We start from the raw sequence: 19,106 nt of genomic DNA on the forward strand, positions 1-19,106 counted from the left end.
GGCCGCTGGTCGCGGTGGCCGCCGTGGCCTACGCATGGCTGGTGATGTGGCCCGCCGCCGTCGTGGCCTCGTACTACGCGGGGGTGCGCCTTCGCCGCCGTGACCTGTGGCTGTATGTCGGCGCACTGGTCGCGGGCACGGCCGCCAACGTCGTGATCTTGGGTGGCGCCATGCTGGGGCTGCCGCTGGTCGCCGGGCTGTGGGTGCGCGCCAGGCGGCAGGTGATCGACGCGATGCACAGGCAGTCCGAACAGTTGCTGCGCGAGCAGGTGCTCCGCGCCGACCAGGCACGCGACCAGGAGCGGGCACGCATCGCGCGGGAAATGCACGACGTGGTCGCCCACCGGGTCTCCCTGATGGTCCTGCACGCGGGCGCGCTGGAGGTCAACGCCTCCGATGCCCGTACGGTCGAAGCCGCCGCGCTCATCGGCGCAGTCGGCAGGGAGGCGCTGACGAACCTGCGTGAGGTGCTCGGCGTGCTGCGCTCGCCCGCTCCGGAACGCGGCCCGCAGCCCACGCTGGCCGACCTGGATCGGCTGCTCGACCAGTCGCGAGCCCTTGGAATCGTGGTCAACCGCCACGACGAGGGCGAGGCCCGCCCGCTGCCGCCCACCGCCGAGCGCACCGCATACCGGGTGGTCCAGGAGGCGCTCACCAACGTGCACAAGCACGCGGGCGACGCCGAGACCGAGGTTCATGTCCGGTACGGCAGCGCAGAACTGGCGGTTCTCGTCCGCAACCGGCCTTCGCTCACCGGCGGCGGCCTGCCCGGTTCCGGATGGGGCCTGGTCGGGCTGCGCGAACGCGTCGAACTGGTCGGCGGCAGGCTGGAGGCCGGGCCGCGCGCGGAAGGCGGATTCCAGGTGCTGGCCGAGATCCCCACGGCATGATCCGCGTCCTGGTCGCCGACGACGAGGCCCTGGTCAGGTCCGGGCTGCGGATGATCCTCGAAGCGGCGGGCGACATCGCTGTTGTCGGCGAGGCGAGCGACGGCGACGAGGCCGTGAGCGCCGTGACCCGGCTCAAGCCACACGTCGTCCTCATGGACGTCCGCATGCCAGGCGCCGACGGCCTGGCCGCCGCCGCCCGCATACTCGCCGCTCCCCATCCGCCCAAAGTGATCATGCTGACCACGTTCGACCTGGACGAGTACGTCCACGAGGCCCTTCGCCTGGGCGCCGTCGGCTTCCTACTCAAGGACACCCCGCCGCGCGACCTGGCGACAGCCGTACGCACGGTCGCCGCAGGACAGGCCATGCTGTCGCCCACGGTCATCAAGCGGCTGATCGGCTCTTTCGTGGACAAGGCGCCCTCGCGCGCCGAGTCCGCCCGCCGACGGCTCTCGTCGCTGACCGCCCGGGAAGAGGACGTGATCAGAGCGCTGGCACGCGGCCTGTCGAACGCCGAGATCGGCCGTGAGCTGAGCCTGACGGAGGCGACGGTGAAGGCCCACGTCAGCCGGGTCCTGGCCAAGCTGGGTCTGGCCAACCGGGTGCAGGCAGCCATCCTCGTGCACGATGCCACTCTCGGCTGACAGGCGGGGTGCCGCCCTCAGATGTACGTGATAACAGCCCATTATCACGTACATGAGCCGTCAGCGATCATGGCCGACCTGCGGACCCGCCGCTGCGGGCCGTGCGCGATTCGGACACGTTATCCGGTACATCGCGTCTAGGGTGGGCACCCGATGACCGCGCCCAACCGGAAGATCACCGCGCTGCACGGCGATGACGTCAACCTCGCCGACGCCGCGGACAGGTTCCTGTCCACCAACCGGATGGCCAACCCCAACACCCACCGCGCCTACGCCTCCGCCATCGACCGGATCGTCGCCGAACTCGGCGGCGGGACCCGCCACCTCGCCGCGGTGAGCGACGAGGAGATCGGCGAGGCGCTCTTGGCCCTGTGGGGCGGATGTGCGCCGGCGATGTGGAATCGCAACCGGGCTGCGGTGTCGACCTGGCTCACCTGGTGCGCCACCAAGAAGCGGTGGGCCGCCCCCTCCGTCCCGGCCGACGCCGAACGGCGCCGCGAGCACCTCGACCAGACCAAGGCCGTCACCAAGACCACCATCCAGCGGCTGCTATCCCGCCGCGACCTGCCGCTGCGCGAAAAGGCCTGTGGCGGATGCTGTATGAGACCGCCGCCCGCGCCTGCGAGATCCTCTCCCTGGACGTGGAGGACCTGGACCTGGAAGGCCGGTGCGCTCCCCTTCGCTCCAAGGGCGGCGACACCGAATGGGTCCACTGGGACACCGGCACCGCCCGCCTCCTACCCCGGCTACTGCGCCTGCCTGACGGCCACCCCGACGGCCCCACCCGCACCCGCGGACCGCTGTTCCTGTCCGCCGCCCCAGAACTGAAGACCTCTGCCCGCACATCGGCCGGGCCCGCCTCGGCTACGACCGCGTTCGCGTGCTCTTGGAGGAGTACGCGGGACTCGATCCGCACCAGCTCCGCCATTCCGCCGCCACCCACCTCGGCGAGGCCAAGGTGCCTCTGCAACTCATCATGGCCAAGACGCGGCACAAGAACCCGCGCACCGCCATGCGCTACGTCAAGCCCGGCGGCGAAGCCGTCGCCGAGATCACTGCCATCCTCGGCCTGCCCCGCCGTACCCACTGAAGAAGCTCCCACCAGCGACAACCCGCTTCAAGATCCACTCAATGTGGGTTTTGGGCTTATGTGGGCCGGATACCATCTACGGCCGCTACCTCAGCACCAACGACGGCACCCCGCTCGGGTTCAAACGCCAGGGCACCGCGCTGGCCACCTTCAGCCTGCCCGACCTACGGGTGACCTCGGTCCGGCAGATGCCCGTCAGCGACTCCATGACCTGGGGCTCGGCGCTGTTGGAGGACGGCGGCTACAGCTACATCTACGGCAGCGAGTACGCCGAGGGCGCCAAGTTCGTCCACCTGGCCAGGGCCAAGGCCGGCGACCTCGGCGGCCCGTGGGAGTTCTGGACCGGCAGCGGCTGGTCAGACAAGGAAAGCGACTCCGCGCGCATGGTCAGCGGCGTCGGCGAGGGCATGTCGGTCAGCAAGGTCGGCAACCAGTACGCGATGATCACGCAGGAGAACAACGACCTGTTCAGCGGCTGGCTCGTGGCGTACGTGTCCAACGCGCCGACCGGGCCGTTCAGTGGGCCGACGTACCTGTACGAGGCGCCGGAGCCGGAGATCAGCAACCGGCGGCAGTTCGTCTACGTCGGCCGCCACCATCCGGAGTTGTCCGACCCCGGCAAGCTGCTCCTGACCTACGACGTCAACGCCTGGGACCCCGAGGATCTGCGCGGGCCGAGACCCCCTTCAAGGAGTTGACGAGGGGAGGACAGGGCGACCTTGGGCGGGTAGCGGACGAGGAGGTGGACGTGGTCGTGTGCGCCGTTGAAGTCGGTCAGTTCGCAGTCGAACTTCTCGCACACCTCTTTCATGATCTGTTCGCAGCGTTCCAGCATCGGGCCGGTGAAGACGTCCTGCCGATATTTCGTGACAAACACCAAATGCGCGGACAGGTCGTGGACGCGGTGACGTCCGGTTCTGATGTCGGGGTTCGGTTCCCATCGCGGTGACATACACCAAACGATAGAATGCGCTGCGTGGAGCGGGAGAAACGCAATCGCGCTCATGTTGCGCGCCTGGAGTTGGACCAGCGGCAGAGCGCCGTGTTGGACGGTCAGGCGCACAACGCGCGCCTACTGTGGAACCTGCTGCACGAGTTCTTCACCTTCCGGCAGGGCCGGTTCGCGTCCCTGGCCCAGTGCGACGAGGCCATCCGGGCCGCCCGTAAGGAGATCGACTGGCTCAAGGATCTGCCCGCGCAGGCGGCGCAGGCCGTGCTGAAGACCTACCGGCAGGCGTGGGCGAACTACTTCAACCCCGACCACCCCGCCGGGCGCCCCACGTTCAAGAGCCGCTTGCGCTCCCGGATGGCCGTGGACGTCCCCCAGGCGCGGGACCTGAACATCACCCGGATCGACCGCCGGTGGGGCGCGGTCACCATCCCCAAACTCGGCCGCATCCGCTTCCGGTGGACCAAGGACCTGCCCGGGGTCACGACAGGAGGCCCGCACGGGAAGATCACCGGGGCCCGATTGGTGAAGGAGGCAGGCGGGTGGCACATCGTGTTCCGTATCCAGACCGAGCAGCCGGTGCCCGCCCCGCATCCGGGGCCGCACACCGCGATCGACCGGGGCATCGCCGTACCCCTCGCCCTGGCAGGCGGAGAGAAGATCTTCCACCGTGACCGGTGGCTGTCCGGCGGGGAACAGCAGCGCCTGCTTCGTCTAGAGCGCAAAGCCGCCCGCCAGAAACGAGCCGCGAAACCCGGACAGCCCGCCAGTAACCGGCTGAAGCACACCTACGACCAGATCGCCCGCCTGCGCGCGAGAGCCAAGCGCCGGGCCATCGACTGGCAGCATCAGACCACCGCCGAGCTCACCGACCGGTTCTCCGTCATCGTGCTCGAAGACCTCAAGGTCAAGAACATGATGGCGAGCGCCTCCGGCACCATCGAAGCGCCGGGCAGGAACGTCGCCCAAAAACGCGGCCTGAACCGGGCCATCGCCACCGAGGCGTGGGGACGCACCGCCGAGTTCCTCACCTACAAGGCCACCGATAAAGGCGGCAAGGTCGTCCTCGTCCCGGCGCCGGGCACCAGCCAGGAATGCCACGCCTGTCACACGATCATCGAAGGCTCCCGCGAGAGTCAGTCCCGGTTCGTGTGCAAGAATCCAGCCTGCGGGTGGATCGGCAACGCTGACGTCAACGCCGCCCGCACCCAGTTGCATCGGTACAACTCAGCCGCCGGACGGGCGGTCACTGGACGTGGAGGCCCTGCACCACTGGGGCCGCTGAAGCGTCAAGAACCTCATGGCGGGACTACCCGCACCACCCCGCACGGGGTGGCCGCGTAGCGGCCATGAGAATCCTCCCCATTCATGGAGAGGAGCACGTCAATGGGTGGAGTTCAAGCCGAGTGGGACCGGCACGTGGTACCGGCTCGCCTGGCCGGCCACCTGGCACGAGGCCAGCATCGGCGCGCCGCTGTGGCGCGGCTACTCCTACGACTTCCGGGTGATCGCGGTCAACCGCGACGGCGAGAGCCCGCCGAGCTCCTCCGTCTCCGCGGTGCCGGACTACCCGAAGCCCCAGCCACCCAGCACCCTGTATCACACCGACGGACCCGGGTGGTCACGGATCTCCTGGAACGACAGCGGCTCCGACGTCATGTACTGGCTGTACTACCGGCCGGCGGGCAGCGGATCCTGGACCCGGGCCCGCTACCCCCTCGCCGAGTCGGAGATCACCCTGAGGTACCTGCCGATCGGCAGGTACGACGTCAGGGTGACCGCCGTCAACATGAGAGGCGAAAGCGCCGCCAGCCCCACGATCACGATCCGCCTGAAGCCGTCGAAAGCCCACATGCTGGCGATGCTCACGGAGATCTCGACCGCCGGGTGGAATCGCTGGCTGGGGCTCGACGGCGGTGACCCCTACTACATCGACGGCTACGAGTGGGACCACAGCACCGACCTGTGCTCGGGCAGTCCGGACCGGCCGGTCCTCGGGCTCGCCCCGTTCGAACGGGTCGACTGGCGCAAGCAGTGCGCGCGTCATGACTTCGGCAACCGCAACTACAAGGCCATGGGCGCCTTCGACTACAACCGGAAACTGCGCATCGACCGGATGTTCTACCGGGACATGCTGGTCGCCTGTGACGCGCAGATCGTGCACCACGTCAAGTGCATCGGGCTGGCCCACGTGTACTACGCGGCCGTCCTGAAGCTCGGCACGTGACGCTGAGCCGGTCCCGGTGCCAGCCGGGACCGGCTCACCGATGCGAGACCGCGTTCACCACATGCCCGGCCGGCCCGAGCCGCCACAGGACTCACCCCCTGGGTTCCCTGGGTCGCGCCGGCGTGGTGCCGGGCGGCAACCAGGCGCCGGTGCTCATTCCCAAGACACGCCCGGCACGGAATATGGCCTGGTCGGCAGGTGGAAGCTGCTCGGAAGTAAGACCGTTCGCTACTTGGCGTGGTTAACAGTGGCACGCACAGTAAGTATGACATTTGGTCAAAGGAGTTGTTGCCGATGCACATCCCCCTCCAACTGCCGGCTCCGAACGAGCGGACATCCCAAACGATCCGCCGCTATCGCGACGAGATCGGCCCCGTCCTGCGGGTCGAACTGCCGGGCAAGGTGCCCGTCTGGTTGGTGACCTCATATGACATGATCAACGAGGTCCTCGCGAACGACGGCATCCTCTACAGCAAGGACCCCAGGAACTTCACGGCCTTGCACGATGGCAGCATCCCCCCCGACTGGCCGCTGCGCCAGATCATCGAAGGCAAACATCTCCTGACCAAGGACGGTGCGGACCACCATCGGCTGAGAGGTCTCATCAACCACGCCTTCACGCCCGGCCGCGTGCAGGGGCTGACCTCACGCATCCAGAAGATGACGGACGCGTTGCTCGACCGGATGGCCGCCGAAGGCGGCGTGGTCGACCTCGTGTCCTCCTTCAACGCGCCGCTGCCCCTCACAGTGATCTGCGAACTGTTCGGCGTTCCGGAGGACGAGCGACCCCAGATCCGCGAGTGGGGCAACGTGCTGGTGTCGCACACCGCCGCTCCGGAGGAGTCCCTCGCCGCGAACAACGGGGTGCTCGGCTACCTGGCCGCCTTCATCGAGCGCAAGCGCCACGAACCCGGCGACGACCTCACCACCGGGCTCATCCGCGCACAAGAGGACGACGGCGACCGCCTATCCGAGGACGAGATGCTGTGGATCATGTGGCATATGCTGATCGCCGGTCACGAGACCACCGTGCACCTGATCGGCAACGCCGTCATCGCCCTGTGCTCGGACCCGAAGCAGCTCGCGCTGGCGCGTACGGAGATCGCCTGGGAGCAGGTGGTCGAGGAGACGCTGCGCAGCCGCACCTCGGTGGTGGGCATCATGTTGCGCTACCCCCGGCATGACGTGCAGCTCGCCGGGGTGACGATCCCGGCCGGGGAGGCCATCATGGTCGGCCTCGCCGGAGCGGGCACGGATCCGGCCAGGTTCGGCCGGGAAGCCGAGCGGTTCGACGTCACACGGGAGCCGGAGATGCATCTGGCGCTCGGCCGCGGTCCGCACTTCTGCCTCGGTGCGCCGCTGGCCAGGCTGGAAACACGCATCGCGCTGGCCTCATTGTTCGGCAGGTTCCCCGAGTTGCGCCTAGCGGTCGGGACGGACGAGATCGTCTACAACTCGTCGATCATCACCGAGGGACCGGTCAGGCTGCCGGTGGTTCTCGGTCCCGCGAGGGGCGTGCCCGGCGCGACCTCGTGCAGCTCGGCGTCGGCCCACGATTTCACGTAGGCAAGCGGAGTGACGCGACGGGCGGCAGGGAAGAAGGCCGCTCGGGCCAGTTCGTCCACAGGCAGGTTCGCCAAGCCCCCGCAGCACGGAACCCTCCCTGTCGCGCGTCGAGATGGACAGGCACACGCGGTCCGCGGAGCCGGCACGCCGGAAAGACCCGATCGGCCCGTTGAGGAGGAATAACCAAGTGAACGGCCTGCCCGAACATCTTGGGCGGTCGGGCCAGGCTGATCATCGCCCGCTGGAGTGTGCAATCCGCGGCGTCGGCAGCGCGGTGGGCCAACTCAAAGCGAAGGACTTGCTGTCCTCGCGGGTCAGCTTGGCCCACAGCCCAAGTAGGGCTGGAAGGGGCAGCCGGTGGATTTCGCATGATTGCTTTATTCGGACAGGGGTGCACGGGCGTTCCGGTCGGCCTGGTTCTGCTGCCACTGCTCCATGGCCTGTCGGAGGGGCACGTTCACCAAGCGTAGGAACTCGGCGGCGACGCCGAAGCGCGCGCCGGCCGGGGTCGCAGCCCCGAGGATCTGGGCCGCGCGCTGCGATGCGGCGATCAGGGTGTCGTTCTGCTGCATGGCCGCGAGGGTGGAGCGGACCCAGAGCTCGTCGTCAACGACGTAGCGCTCGCGGCGCCCGCCGGGAGTGCGTTCCCGCTTGATGAGCCCCTGCTGTTCGAGGAAGGCGACGGTCTGTGAGATCGACGCGGGGCTGACGTTAAGCCGATGGACCAGCTCGGCGGCGGTGAGGGTGCCGGAGTCGGTGACGTACAGGCAGGCCAGCACCCTGGCCGTCATCCGAGGCATGCCCTGCTGTTCGAGGAGCGTGGCGAAGGATTCGGTGAGGTCCTGGACCGCCCGGGGATCGCGCCCGTGACTGCTGTCGCCAACCGGCGGCGCCGGGGACTTGGCCTGGCGGTGCCGGCGGGCCCGCTGCTGGGTGGCCTCCTGCGCCCGCTGAGCCCTGTAGTCGTCGGGTCCGCCGTTGCGGGTGACCTCCCGCATGATGGTGGAGGCGGGCCGCCCAAGACGGCGGCCGATCTCTGTGTAGCCGAGCCCTTCGGCCAGCCCGGCAGCGATCTGCTGACGGTCCTCGCTGGTGAGCCTGTCTCCGGGCATCGACGCTCGTCTCCCATCTGCGTGCGTGCGCGGGCTCGGCGCCCGCTCTCCCGCCGCACAGTATGCATTCACTCGCACATCATTGCAATCCAGAAGCTTGATCACCTATTGCATTCAGTCTCATATTCATTGCAATCTTGGTCACATACCTGGGCTGTACAGGCTTTTTGGCGCCGAGAAATGTTGACCGAAGTTTGAATGCAATGTATTGTCACAAACGTTCAGCGATACATGAACGTCTGGCACAAAGGAGGCAGAGGATATGTCTGACATCGCAATGGGTGGCTTCATCGCGAGGATGATCGGCCCCAAGCGGCGGTGGCGGCAGTACAAGGCGCGCGTGGGCCAGCTCCCGCCGGACTACCGCACGGCGGTTGAAGCGATCGAGCGGCACATGATGCACTTCGTGCCGACTGACGGCGACAGCGACGCGTCGCGGTTCGAGAAACTCGCCGCCCTGTTCGAACAGGCTGCGGCGAACGGGACGCCGATCCGCGAGATCGTCGGGCAGGATCCGGTGAAGTTCGTCGAGGAGTTCGTCCGCGACTACTCCGACGGCGGTTACGTCCCCGCGCGTGCGCGCAAGCAGCTGACCGACGCCATCGCGCGCGTCGCCGCCTGAGACCGCCGGACTCCCGACTCTCGTGCGTGCCGCGCCGGGACGGGTCTTGCAAGATCAGACATTGTGTAAAGGAGATTCATGATGGGACACAGCAACAGCGGCTTCTCCAAGACCGGGCTGGACAGACTGCGCGACGTGCTGGCACGGCATGTCGAGTCCGGGAAGATCCCCGGGCTGGTCGCCCTGGTCAGCCGGGGCGAGGAGACCCACGTTGAGACGATCGGGACGATGTGCCATGACGGTGGCGCGCCGATGCGCCGCGACACCATCTTCCGGATGGCCTCGACGACCAAGCCGGTCGGGGCGGCGGCGGCGATGGTGCTGGTGGACGAGTGCCGGCTGCGGCTGGACGACCCGGTGGATCCGTGGCTGCCCGAGCTCGCCGACCGGCAAGTGCTGACGCGGCCCGACGGACCGCTGGACGACACAGTGCCGGCGCGGCGGCCGATCAGCGTGCGGGACCTGCTCACCTCCACCAACGGGCTCGGCATGGACATGACCGCGCCGGGCACCCCGATCATGGGCGCGCTCTTCGAGCGGGGCATCTACGGCCAGGAGGACGGATGGCTGCTGCCCGCGCCGGACCCGGATGAGTGGATGCGCCGCCTCGGCACATTGCCGCTGATCTGCCAGCCCGGCGAGCGGTGGATCTACAACCTCAGCAACGACGTGCTCGGCGTGCTGGTGGCCAGGGTCACCGGCCAGTCGTTCGAGGAGTTCCTGCGCGAGCGCATCTTCGACCCGCTGGGCATGAAGGACACCGGCTTCCACGTGCCCGCCGACAAGATCGACCGGCTGCCGCCGCTGTACGCCCCCGACTGGCAGACCGGAGAGTTCCGCGTGGAGGACCCTGCCGGAGGGGGACACCACAGCACGCCTCCGGCGTTCCAGTCCGGCGGCGGCGGACTCGACTCCACCGCCGACGACTACCACGCCTTCTTCCGGATGCTGCTCAACGGCGGGATTCACGACGGCGAACGGATCCTGTCCCGGCCCGCCGTCGAGATGATGACCACCAACCAACTTCCACCCGAGCAGCTGGCCGCCCGAGTGGCCTTCGGCCGCGACTCCGTCCATCGGGGGTATGGCCTGGGACAGCACGGCGGCTGGGGCTTCGGCATGGCGGTGCGCACCTACCGGGGCGACTACGCCCCCGTCGGCCAGTTCGGCTGGGACGGCGGCAGCGGCACCACCGTCTACGCCGACCCGCACCACCAACTCGTCGGCATCCTGCTCACCCAGACCGGCATGTCCACCCCGGATTCGGCGCGGGCCATCCACGACTTCTGGACCACGCTCTACCAGGCCATCGACGACTGACAGCCCATCCTGCCTGGTCGAGTCGGTCCGATAGAAAGACTTGGCCAGGCTGCGGCCTTCGAGCGCGCACCCTTGTTGGTCATGTCCGGAAACGGGAAGTGTGGCTCAAACGATCAACAAGTTGCCGTCATACGCTGCCGAGCGAGCCGAGAGCACCGATGCTCAGCCGAGCGCTCTCGGCACTGGCACCAGCGCCCTTTTGATCAAGCAGCCAGCTCGACGTCGGTGAAGTCGACCTCTTTTAGCAGGGGATCGAACGGGTCTGGCTGGTGGTGTAGTTCGTCGGTGGCGTACGCGCCGAAGCGGCTGACGTGGCGAAGATCGTGGCGTTCACCTCAGCACGGATGCTGGTGGCCAGGTCCTCCAGCGTCGTGTACCCGAGCAGTTCCAGCCGGAGGCGGAGCAACTCCTCGATCGCCACGTTGATCAGGTCCGCCGGGTTGTTCTTGGCCTGGGCCGCCTTCCGGATCGCCGCCGCGGCGATCGCCCGGGCCCGGCCCGCGTCGTACTGCACTCCCTGACGCTGGCGCACGAGCTTGCGATGCGCCTTAGCGCTGCCGGAGGAGCCATGGTCCGGCCAGACGTCCTCGGGCAGCTCCAGAGAGCGCCGGACGTGATCGATCACCACCTCGGGGATCTCGTCCGGGGACGGAAAGCGCGCCATCTTCTGAAAGCACTTCAACGCCGGCACCAGCGCGAAGCGCGACTCCGGGCTGCCGGTGCCCTTTCGGCCCAGTCCACCTCTTCCGACGACGGCGTGAAGAACACATGCAGCACCCGCGCCGATGTCAGCCGCTTGAACTGCGGATAGGCGGTCCGCTCGATCCCGGCGTCCAGACGCCGAAACCGTAGCGACGATCAACTCCACCAGACACCTTGTTCACCAAACCGCAACCAAACCAATGCGGAGGGTCACATCATCCGACGCACATGCCCTCTGGGCTGCGGCTCAGCACCCCGCTGCCCCTTTCTCTCGTACTTGGTCTGGCCCCCGAGTGCCCGCACGATCCTCACCTACTCGGCCCGGAACTCCTATAGCTCCGGCGAGCCGCCACTCAGTTGATCAGTGGGTACGGCGGCGCGGTGCCAGGACCTCGGTGACCTTGGCGATGGCTTCGGCGCCGGGTTTGACGTAGCGCATGGCGGTGCGCGGGTTCTTGTGCCGGGTCTTGCCCATGATGAGCTGCAGCGGTACTTCGGCGTCGCCGAGGTGGGTGGCGGCGCTGTGGCGCAACTGGTGCAGGTCGAGGCCGGCGTACTTGTCCAGCAGGACGCGGGCGCGGTCGTAGCCGAGGCGGGCGCGGCCGGTGTGCGGGCAGATGTCGCCTTCGGCCGGGCGGCGGGCGGGGACCGGGCGGCGTTCGCACAGGAACAGCGGGCCGTGGGTGCGAGGGCTGCCGTCCGGGAGGCGGAGCAGGCGGGGTAGCAGGTGGGCGGTGCCGCTGTCCCAGTACACCCATTCGGTGGCGCCTCCCTTGGAGCGGATGGGGGCGCGGCGGTGCTCCAGGTCGAGGTCCTCGACGTTGAGCGCGAGGATCTCGGCGGCCCGGGCCGCCGTCTCGTACAGCATCCGCCACAGCGTCTTCTCGCGCAGCGGGATGTCGCGGCGCGACAGCAGCCGGTGGATGGTGGTCTTGGCCACGGCGCGGGTCTCGTCGGCGCTTTCCTTGCGGCGTTCGGCGTCGGCCGGGACCGACGGGGCGGCCCAGTGCTTCTTGGTCTGGCACCAGGCGAGCCAGGAGGTGATGGCGGCGCGGTTGCGGTTCCAGGTCGCCGGCGCGCATCGGCCCCACAGTTCGGTGAGCGCGGCGCCGATCTCGGTGTCGGTGATGTCGGCGAGCGGCCGGTCGCGGCCGAGCCGCTCGATGGTGCGGTCGATGGCCGAGGCGTAGGCGCGGTGGGTGTTGGGGTTGGCGGTGCGCGGGGTGGCGAGGAAGGTGTCGGCGGCCGCGGCGAGCGTGACGTGCCCACCGCGAAGGGCGGTGATCTTTGGTGCGGCGGTCATGCCAGCCGCCGGGCGGCGGCCACTGTGCCGACCTGGGTGATGTACCGGATAACGTGCCGGAGTCGCGCAGCGTCCTGGCGAGGGGTTCTCCTGGCCGACGTGCCGCCGTGATCGCTCATGTACGGGACCGTTATCACGTACATCATGTGGGCCAATGACCCTCGAATGTACTTCCTAGCAGCCGGTTAACGACGGGCAGATAATCGACTCGCGCGTCAGCGGGAATGCCGGTCTAATACCGCCATGCGCATCACCTCGGAAACGTGCACCGACGGCGTCCGCGAGCAACTCTTCACCATTGGAGACATCCCTGGGTGCTCTGGACGCCCGCCGAGGGCACCGGTCCCCGCCCACTGGTCCTGATCGGGCATGGCGGCGGCCAGCGCAAGAAGGGATGGGAGGTCGTCTCCCGAGCCTTCCCCTACGTCACCTCCTGCGGCTTCGCGGTCGCCGCGATCGACGCGCCAGGTACCGGCGACAGGCCGGAACACCCGGAAATCCGGCGGCTCGTCGCACTCATCCAGGAACAAGAGGCCGCGAGCGAGCCCTTCCGGTCCTGCCCGGAGTGGCCCGCCCTCAACGAAACCGTGGCGGCGCAGCTAATCCCCGACTGGCAGACCACCCTCGACGCGCTCCAGAAACTGGATTCCGTCGGCGACAGCCAGCCCGTCGGGTACTACGGTCTGTCCCAGGGCGGTGAGATGGGCATCCGCCTCGTCGCGGCCGAACCTCGGATCAAAGCCGCGGTCTTGGGCCTCGTCGGAAGCGACTGGCTCATCGACATCGCGGCGCGGATCACGATCCCGGTCGAGTTCGTACTGCAGTGGGACGATGAAGGCAATCCGCGGGACTCGGTCATGAAGCTGTTCGACGCACTCGGCTCCGCCGAGAAAACCTTGCACGCCAACCCCGGCGGCCACTTCCGAATCCCGGCTTTCGAAATCGACAGCTCGATCCGATTCTTCGCTCGGCACCTGAGTAGCTCCTGACCACGGCCCACCGCTCGGGTTCGTGCGATGAGCCCCAAAGTAGCTCTGCGTAATGATGGCTACCGTTCGTGTTCTCAGAAATGACCATTTCTGCGAACACGAACTGTGACTGTGATTACTCAGAGCTACATTGCGTCTGGTCGCGCCGACCCGAGCGGCGGGCCACCACGGGTGCCACGCCGACGCGATGGCACAGCTCGAGCAAGCCGTCGACACCGACCAGACCGAGCTTTACTCGCGCAAGAAGTGGGTCAACGTGGGGTTCACCGAACCTGAGATCAACTCCGACCCGGAGCTGCGCACCACCACAGTGCGCGGCTGACCAAAGGTGCGGCGCGTGGGGCGACGTCGGGCCGCAGGTGCTCAAGAGTGGAAAAGGGCCACCACACCGGCGCGGCGCAAGCTCCTACCCGCTCTCACCCGGCGAGACCAGCCCCGTCTCGTAGGCGAGCACGACCGCCTGCGCCCGGTCTCGCAGCCCGAGCTTGGTGAAGATGCGGCCGACATGCGTCTTGACGGTCGACTCGCTGAGGGTCAGGGCCTTGGCCAGCTCGGTGTTGGACAGCCCCTGCCCCAGGAGCCTCAGCACCTCCAGTTCGCGAGGCGTCAGCCCGACCAGTTCGCGGTGTGCGGCGGCTGGGGCGGGGGCGGGCCGCACGTCGGCGCAGGCGTAGCGCTCCACCAGCCGGCGGGTGATGGAGGGGGCCAGCAGCGCGTCGCCGGTGCTGACCAGGCGCACGGCGGCGGCCAGATGCTCGGGGGTCACGTCCTTCAGCAGGAAGCCGCTGGCCCCCAGCGACAGCGCGGCATAGACGTAGCGGTCCAGGTCGAACGTGGTCAGCATGATCACCCGGCAGGTCGGCAGCTCCAGCAGGATGCGCCGGGCGGCCTCCAGGCCGTCCATGTTGGGCATGCGGATGTCCATCAGCACCACGTCGGGGCGCAGCTTCCGCGCCGCCGCGACGGCCTCCGCCCCGTCGGCGGCCTCACCCACTACGGGGATGCCGCGCGTGGTCAGGATCAGCCGGAAGCCGCCTCGCACCAGTGCCTGGTCATCGGCGATGAGCACCCGCGGCACCGCCTCTGCCGCGCTCACGGCCGGTCCAGCGGGATACGCGCCCGCACGCGGTAGCCGCCGCCCAGCCGCCGCCGGGCATCCAGGTCGCCGCCGTAGACGGCGACCCGCTCACGGAGGCCCATCAGCCCGCGGCCCGCGCCGTCCCGCTGATCGGCGGGGGCCGGCGCATCGCCGGTCAGAACGCTCGGCCCGCTGTTGAGCACCTCCACCCGCAGGTAGTGCTCGGCATAGCGGACCGTCACCTGCGCCTGCACGCCGCTACCGTGCTTGAGCGCATTCGTCAGCGCCTCCTGCACGATCCGGTACGCGGTGACGTCGATCCCGGCGGGCAGCGGCCGCGGCGCCCCCGAAATGCGCACTTCGACGGGCAGACCGGCGAAGGCGAACCGGTCGACCAACGCGCTCAGTCTGCTCAGGCCCGGCTGCGGCGACAACTCGCTCTCGTGCGGCTCGTCCTCGCCGCTCTGCGACGGCGCGAGCAGCCCCAGCAGGTGACGCAGCTCGGTCATCGCGTCCCGGCCCGCGCCCTCGACCGCCCTGAGCGCCTGCTCCGCCTCCCCTGGCATCGTCGCCAGCACCTCCCGGGCCGCCCCGGCCTGCACCACCATCAAACTCACGTTGTGGCTGACGATGTCGTGCAGCTCACGGGCGATTCGGGAACGCTCGCCCTCCACCGCGGCGCGGGCCGCGCTCTCCCGCTCCCGCTCCAGCAGCCAGCCGCGCTCCTCCAGCGCCCGCCGGTGCAGGCGGCGCGCACGCACCAGTGCCACGCCCAGCCACCCCGCCACGGCGCAGGCCGCCACCAGCGCCACCAGCAGCCACCCGGCCCCGGAATCCCACACGCCTTCAATCTCCCAGATGCCGGCCGGCAGCGCATCAGACCGGGGTTCCACAGCCGTACATCTGTGGTACGACACCGCCACCAGGGTCAGTCCGCGGGCCGATGCCGCCACCCGCACGCCTGCCCTACGGTTCTCCAGGTGAACAATGATGACCGGACCGGCCAGCCCGTCGTACGGCTGGACAGCGTGCGCAAGGAGTACGGCGCGACCACGGCGCTGAACGGCCTGGACCTGCGGATCCACGCCGGGGAAGCCGTCGCCGTGATGGGACCGTCGGGATGCGGCAAGTCGACCCTGCTCAACATGATCGCCGGCCTTGACCGCCCGACGGCGGGCACGGTGGAGGTCGACGGCCAGGACCTGGGCGGGCTCGACGAGACGGGGCTGGCGCTGTTCCGGCGCCGCCACATCGGCATGATCTTCCAGTTCTTCAACCTCATCGACGACCTGCCGGCGCTGGACAACGTCGCGCTGCCCGCGCAACTCATCGGCACCTCCGCCCGCCACGCCCGCAGACGCGCCCTCGAACTGCTCGACGAGCTCGGCATCGCCGCCCGCAAGGACGCCTACCCGGCCACGCTCAGCGGCGGCGAACGGCAGCGCGTGGCCGTGGCCCGCGCCCTGATGAACCGCCCGGCCCTGCTCCTGGCCGACGAGCCGACCGGCGCGCTGGACAGCCGCTCCGGCGAGCAGGTGATGGACCTGCTCATCGACCTCAACCAGATCGGCCAGACCCTGCTGATCGTCACCCACGACCCGCACCTCGCCACCCGCTGCGCCAGCCGCCTGGTCGAACTCGCCGACGGCCGCATCGCCCGGCACAGCACGCTGGAGGGGGTCGAATGAGCGCCGTGTGGCGCGCCGCCCGCGCGGCCGTACGCCGCCGACGGCTGCAAACCGTCATCACCGGGCTGGTCGTGCTGTCCGGCACCATCACCACCATGCTGGCCCTGGGGCTGCTCGACGCCGCCACCACCCCGTTCGACCGGGCCTTCGACCAGCAGCGCGGCGCCCACGCGGTGGCCGTCTTCGACACCGCGAAGGTGTCGAGGCAGCAGCTGGCCGAGACCCGCGACCGGCCCGGCGTCGAGGCCGCGTCCGGCCCCTTCGACCAGGCCCTCATCACCTTTCCCCGGACCACCGACATCCCCGAGGCCGAAGGTCCCCTCAAGATCGTGGGCCGTGCCGGGCTCGCAGACCCCGTCGACCGCGTCCGCCCCCTGCAAGGACGCTGGGCCACCGCCCCCGGCGAGATCGTCCTCAACCTGCGCAACGCCGACGCCCCGCCCCGGCCCGGCGCGCTCGGCTCCCGCCTGCAGGCCCCCGGCCTCCCGCCGCTCACCGTCGTCGGCTTCGCCTCCAGCATGAGCCAGTCGGCCGATGCCTGGGTCACCCCCCAGCAGGCCGCCGCGCTGCGCCCCGGCAGCATGCAGATGCTCTACCGGTTCACCGACCACGACACCGAGCAGGAGGTACGTGCCGCCCTGGAGGCGGCCACCGCCGGGCTGCCCGCCGGAGCGCTGAGCGTCGCCCGGTCCCACCTCGCGCTGCGCCACGCCTACGCCAGCTCGGCCGACGCCTACCTGCTGTTCATGACTCTCTTCAGTGCTCTCAGCCTGCTCGTCGCCGTCCTGATCGTGGCCAACGTCGTCAGCGGCGCGGTCGTGTCCGGCTCCCGGCACATCGGCGTGCTCAAGGCCGTGGGCTTCACCCCCAACCAGGTGGTCATCGTCTACCTCACGATGGTGTCCGTGCCCGCCGTCGCCGGCAGCGTCCTCGGCACGCTCCTGGGCAGCATGCTGGCCGGGCCCGTGCTGCGCACCGCCTTCCAGGGCGTCGAGAACGGCGCCGCCGACATCGGGATCAGCCCCTGGGTGCCGGTCGCCGCGCCGGCCAGCATGCTCGTGCTGGTCCTCCTGGCCGCGCTGGTGCCCGCGCTGCGCGCCCATCGGCTGCCGGCCGCCCGGGCGATCAGCGCCGGCAGCGCACCCGCCCGGGGCCGAGCCCTGGCCGTCCAGCGATGGCTCGGCGGCACATGGCTTCCCCGCCCCGTCAGCCTCGGGCTGGGCCAGCCGCTGGCCCGGCCCGGCCGTACCATGATGACCTTGGCGGCGATCGTCCTCGGCGTCACCACCGTCACCCTCACCACCGGCCTGACCAGCACCATGCTCGCCTTCGCCGAGGCCGACTCGGCCTCCCGGGTGGTCGTACGCGCCGGCAAGCCCGCCTTCCAGCAGACCGCGCCCACGCTCAGTGACGAGCGCATCGAGGCGCTGCTGCGCTCACTGCCGGGAGCCGGCAAGGTGACCGCACAGGTGTTCGTCGAAGTGCACCTGGCGGGCCACGCCCAGCGCAGCGACGTCAACTTCCAGCGGGGTGACCCCTCCACCCTGGCGCCGCAGGTCGTCCAAGGCCGCTGGCTGGAAGGGCCGGGCGAGATCGTCGCCCCGCCGCCTTTTCTGACCCAGCGCGGCCTGACGGTCGGCGACCAGGTCACCCTGCAGCTGGACGGCAAGCAGGCCCGCGCCACCATCGTGGGCCAGCTCATGAACGGCGACGTCCGCTTCCTGTGGTCCTCCTGGCAGACCCTCGCCACGCTGGCCCCGCAGACCAGCGCCGACCACTACGAGGTGCAACTCACCCCGCACGCCGACCCCGAGGCCTACGCCAGGGCCGTCAAAGCGGCCGACCCCGGTCTCTACCCCTCCGTCGCGGTCCCCGACTCCCTCGTCACCACCACCGTCGTGGGGCTCGCCTCGGTCTTCACCACGCTCATCATCGTGGTGGCGGCGCTGGGCGTCTTCAACACCGTCCTGCTCAACACCCGCGAACGCCGTCGTGACCTCGGCATGCTCAAATCCATCGGCATGACCCCCCGCCAGGTCACCACCATGACCGTGACGTCGATGGCGGCGCTCGGTCTGGCCGGCGCCCTCATCGGCATCCCCTGCGGGATCGCCGCGCACCGCCTGCTCGTGGACAACGTCGGCATCGTGGTGTTCCCCGCATTCATGAAGGACGTCTGGCAGCCGCCACAACTCGCCCTCCTGGCCGCGGCGGGCGTGGCCATCGCCGTCCTCGGCGCGCTCATCCCCGCCCGGTCCGCCGCCCGCCTCACCATTGCCGCCGTCCTTCACAACGAGTAGGCCGGGCACCGCTGCGCGGGCCGCCGGGCTGAACCTGGCAACAACCTGAAGCTCACAACCGAGTACAGCGGCACGTTCCAGTACTCCTGGGGGCCGCCCTGGTACAGCGAAGGCTACGGCGCCGGCTGGACGGGCCGGATCAAGATCTACGACACCGCGCTACGGGGCTTCGGGCTGGTCGACGAGCCTTACTTCGACGAACCGATCATCAACCGGCGATCAGACGAAACCTCGGAGAGAACCGTGCAGCCGGGGCAGACCCACAAGGCCGTCGGCGTGAGCGGCCATCGATCCGGCCGGTCACGTGACGAAGCTGCCCGTCGGTCTGGTCAACGCCGGCAAGGGGGCCGCTGTCGGCGGCAAGCAGGTCAACCTGGGGGCGCAGATCAGCGAGTCGATCAAGAAGTCCACTGCGAGCGGGGACATGATCGACCGGAGGCCGATGGACGAGAAGGAGGTGAAGGGTGACGCGGGGTTGACCCGGCGCTGGGTGATGTTGGCCGTCGGTCTCCTGGTGGCCGCGCTGTTCGGGTTCGGATGTCCGCCCGGCTGTGCGCGGCGCCGGATATCGCTGCGGCACGCCTGGAAACCGATCGGTTTTCATTTCGCCGGAATGGAGTTAACCT

19 protein-coding genes and 1 pseudogene are annotated in these 19,106 nt (G+C 69.2%); 14 read left to right on the top strand and 6 right to left on the bottom strand.

Annotation, left to right across the window (positions count from 1 at the left end; translation table 11 throughout):
* Positions 1–23 precede the first annotated feature (23 nt).
* From OHA25_RS38490 to OHA25_RS38510, 5 genes are all read left to right on the top strand, one after another.
* On the top strand, positions 24–890 hold the full coding sequence (locus tag OHA25_RS38490; protein ID WP_327581832.1) for a sensor histidine kinase: 867 nt from the start codon (positions 24–26) through the stop codon (positions 888–890).
* Positions 887–1,534 carry a response regulator transcription factor gene (locus OHA25_RS38495; protein ID WP_327581833.1) on the top strand — a complete coding sequence of 216 codons (648 nt, stop codon included), beginning with the start codon at positions 887–889 and terminating at the stop codon, positions 1,532–1,534. The genes OHA25_RS38490 and OHA25_RS38495 overlap by 4 nt, the downstream gene beginning before the upstream one ends.
* Positions 1,535–1,687: 153 nt before the next feature.
* The gene (locus OHA25_RS38500; protein WP_327581834.1) at positions 1,688–2,362 is read left to right on the top strand and encodes a hypothetical protein; all 675 of its coding nucleotides are present in this window, start codon (positions 1,688–1,690) and stop codon (positions 2,360–2,362) included.
* A gap of 52 nt (positions 2,363–2,414) precedes the next feature.
* Positions 2,415–2,624: a tyrosine-type recombinase/integrase gene (locus OHA25_RS38505; protein WP_327581835.1), complete on the top strand. Its 210-nt coding sequence runs from the start codon at positions 2,415–2,417 to the stop codon at positions 2,622–2,624.
* A gap of 41 nt (positions 2,625–2,665) precedes the next feature.
* The gene (locus OHA25_RS38510; protein WP_327581836.1) at positions 2,666–3,322 is read left to right on the top strand and encodes a hypothetical protein; all 657 of its coding nucleotides are present in this window, start codon (positions 2,666–2,668) and stop codon (positions 3,320–3,322) included.
* On the opposite strand, the pseudogene tnpA reads toward OHA25_RS38510, so the two are convergent.
* Positions 3,294–3,576: pseudogene (tnpA, locus tag OHA25_RS38515) on the bottom strand (IS200/IS605 family transposase); the annotation flags it as partial. The gene OHA25_RS38510 and the pseudogene tnpA sit on opposite strands and share 29 nt — an antisense overlap.
* 24 nt (positions 3,577–3,600) lie before the next feature.
* Between tnpA and OHA25_RS38520 the strand changes: the two are divergent.
* The 3 genes from OHA25_RS38520 (at position 3,601) to OHA25_RS38530 (ending at position 7,366) form a co-directional block, all read left to right on the top strand.
* Entirely contained in the window at positions 3,601–4,917 is a 1,317-nt protein-coding gene (locus OHA25_RS38520) for an RNA-guided endonuclease InsQ/TnpB family protein (protein ID WP_327581837.1), read from the top strand.
* Positions 4,918–4,963: 46 nt separating this feature from the next.
* Complete coding sequence (locus tag OHA25_RS38525; RefSeq protein WP_327581838.1) at positions 4,964–5,800, top strand: phospholipase A2; 837 nt, start codon at positions 4,964–4,966, stop codon at positions 5,798–5,800.
* Positions 5,801–6,094: 294 nt separating this feature from the next.
* Entirely contained in the window at positions 6,095–7,366 is a 1,272-nt protein-coding gene (locus tag OHA25_RS38530) for a cytochrome P450 family protein (protein WP_327581839.1), read from the top strand.
* Between the two features lie 377 nt (positions 7,367–7,743).
* Here OHA25_RS38530 and OHA25_RS38535 read toward each other — a convergent pair whose 3' ends face one another.
* The gene (locus tag OHA25_RS38535) at positions 7,744–8,478 is read right to left on the bottom strand and encodes a GbsR/MarR family transcriptional regulator (RefSeq protein ID WP_327581840.1); all 735 of its coding nucleotides are present in this window, start codon (positions 8,476–8,478) and stop codon (positions 7,744–7,746) included.
* A 262-nt stretch (positions 8,479–8,740) separates the two neighbouring features.
* Between OHA25_RS38535 and OHA25_RS38540 the strand changes: the two genes are divergently transcribed.
* Positions 8,741–9,100 (top strand): DUF1048 domain-containing protein, encoded by a 360-nt coding sequence (locus tag OHA25_RS38540; protein WP_327581841.1) that lies wholly within the window; start codon positions 8,741–8,743, stop codon positions 9,098–9,100.
* 78 nt (positions 9,101–9,178) lie between these two features.
* Positions 9,179–10,420 (top strand): serine hydrolase domain-containing protein, encoded by a 1,242-nt coding sequence (locus OHA25_RS38545; protein ID WP_327581842.1) that lies wholly within the window; start codon positions 9,179–9,181, stop codon positions 10,418–10,420.
* 241 nt (positions 10,421–10,661) lie between these two features.
* Here the strand turns inward: OHA25_RS38545 and OHA25_RS38550 are convergent, their stop codons facing one another.
* A complete protein-coding gene (locus tag OHA25_RS38550; protein ID WP_327581843.1) occupies positions 10,662–11,084 on the bottom strand; it encodes a DUF4158 domain-containing protein in 423 nt (140 codons plus the stop codon).
* Between the two features lie 399 nt (positions 11,085–11,483).
* Entirely contained in the window at positions 11,484–12,425 is a 942-nt protein-coding gene (locus OHA25_RS38555) for a tyrosine-type recombinase/integrase (RefSeq protein WP_327581844.1), read from the bottom strand.
* Between the two features lie 314 nt (positions 12,426–12,739).
* On the opposite strand from OHA25_RS38555, the gene OHA25_RS38560 reads away from it, so the two are divergent.
* Positions 12,740–13,414 carry a dienelactone hydrolase family protein gene (locus OHA25_RS38560; protein WP_327581845.1) on the top strand — a complete coding sequence of 225 codons (675 nt, stop codon included), beginning with the start codon at positions 12,740–12,742 and terminating at the stop codon, positions 13,412–13,414.
* 187 nt (positions 13,415–13,601) lie between these two features.
* Positions 13,602–13,736 (top strand): hypothetical protein, encoded by a 135-nt coding sequence (locus tag OHA25_RS38565; RefSeq protein WP_327581846.1) that lies wholly within the window; start codon positions 13,602–13,604, stop codon positions 13,734–13,736.
* Positions 13,737–13,820: 84 nt separating this feature from the next.
* Here OHA25_RS38565 and OHA25_RS38570 read toward each other — a convergent pair whose 3' ends face one another.
* Both OHA25_RS38570 and OHA25_RS38575 read right to left on the bottom strand, forming a co-directional pair.
* Positions 13,821–14,510, bottom strand: coding sequence for a response regulator transcription factor (locus OHA25_RS38570; protein ID WP_327581847.1), 690 nt, complete (start codon positions 14,508–14,510; stop codon positions 13,821–13,823).
* Positions 14,507–15,385 carry a sensor histidine kinase gene (locus tag OHA25_RS38575; protein ID WP_327581848.1) on the bottom strand — a complete coding sequence of 293 codons (879 nt, stop codon included), beginning with the start codon at positions 15,383–15,385 and terminating at the stop codon, positions 14,507–14,509. The genes OHA25_RS38570 and OHA25_RS38575 overlap by 4 nt, the downstream gene beginning before the upstream one ends.
* Before the next feature lie 87 nt (positions 15,386–15,472).
* On the opposite strand from OHA25_RS38575, the gene OHA25_RS38580 reads away from it, so the two are divergent.
* The gene (locus OHA25_RS38580) at positions 15,473–16,180 is read left to right on the top strand and encodes an ABC transporter ATP-binding protein (protein WP_327581849.1); all 708 of its coding nucleotides are present in this window, start codon (positions 15,473–15,475) and stop codon (positions 16,178–16,180) included.
* Positions 16,177–18,480: an ABC transporter permease gene (locus tag OHA25_RS38585; RefSeq protein ID WP_327581850.1), complete on the top strand. Its 2,304-nt coding sequence runs from the start codon at positions 16,177–16,179 to the stop codon at positions 18,478–18,480. The genes OHA25_RS38580 and OHA25_RS38585 overlap by 4 nt, the downstream gene beginning before the upstream one ends.
* Positions 18,481–19,106: the final 626 nt, after the last annotated feature.

This window comes from Nonomuraea sp. NBC_00507, assembly GCF_036013525.1.
In the GTDB taxonomy this organism is placed as follows: Bacteria; Actinomycetota; Actinomycetes; order Streptosporangiales; family Streptosporangiaceae; genus Nonomuraea.

Bases quoted from the DNA above. Each gene is read 5' to 3' on its own strand.
- OHA25_RS38540 (WP_327581841.1), top strand. From the start codon at position 8,741: ATGTCTGACATCGCAATGGGTGGCTTCATCGCGAGGATGATCGGCCCC.
- OHA25_RS38550 (WP_327581843.1), bottom strand. From the start codon at position 11,084: ATGGCGCGCTTTCCGTCCCCGGACGAGATCCCCGAGGTGGTGATCGAT.
- OHA25_RS38585 (WP_327581850.1), top strand. From the start codon at position 16,177: ATGAGCGCCGTGTGGCGCGCCGCCCGCGCGGCCGTACGCCGCCGACGG.
- OHA25_RS38500 (WP_327581834.1), top strand. From the start codon at position 1,688: ATGACCGCGCCCAACCGGAAGATCACCGCGCTGCACGGCGATGACGTC.
- OHA25_RS38545 (WP_327581842.1), top strand. From the start codon at position 9,179: ATGATGGGACACAGCAACAGCGGCTTCTCCAAGACCGGGCTGGACAGA.
- OHA25_RS38510 (WP_327581836.1), top strand. From the start codon at position 2,666: ATGTGGGTTTTGGGCTTATGTGGGCCGGATACCATCTACGGCCGCTAC.
- OHA25_RS38495 (WP_327581833.1), top strand. From the start codon at position 887: ATGATCCGCGTCCTGGTCGCCGACGACGAGGCCCTGGTCAGGTCCGGG.
- OHA25_RS38565 (WP_327581846.1), top strand. From the start codon at position 13,602: ATGGCACAGCTCGAGCAAGCCGTCGACACCGACCAGACCGAGCTTTAC.
- OHA25_RS38555 (WP_327581844.1), bottom strand. From the start codon at position 12,425: ATGACCGCCGCACCAAAGATCACCGCCCTTCGCGGTGGGCACGTCACG.
- OHA25_RS38535 (WP_327581840.1), bottom strand. From the start codon at position 8,478: ATGCCCGGAGACAGGCTCACCAGCGAGGACCGTCAGCAGATCGCTGCC.
- OHA25_RS38530 (WP_327581839.1), top strand. From the start codon at position 6,095: ATGCACATCCCCCTCCAACTGCCGGCTCCGAACGAGCGGACATCCCAA.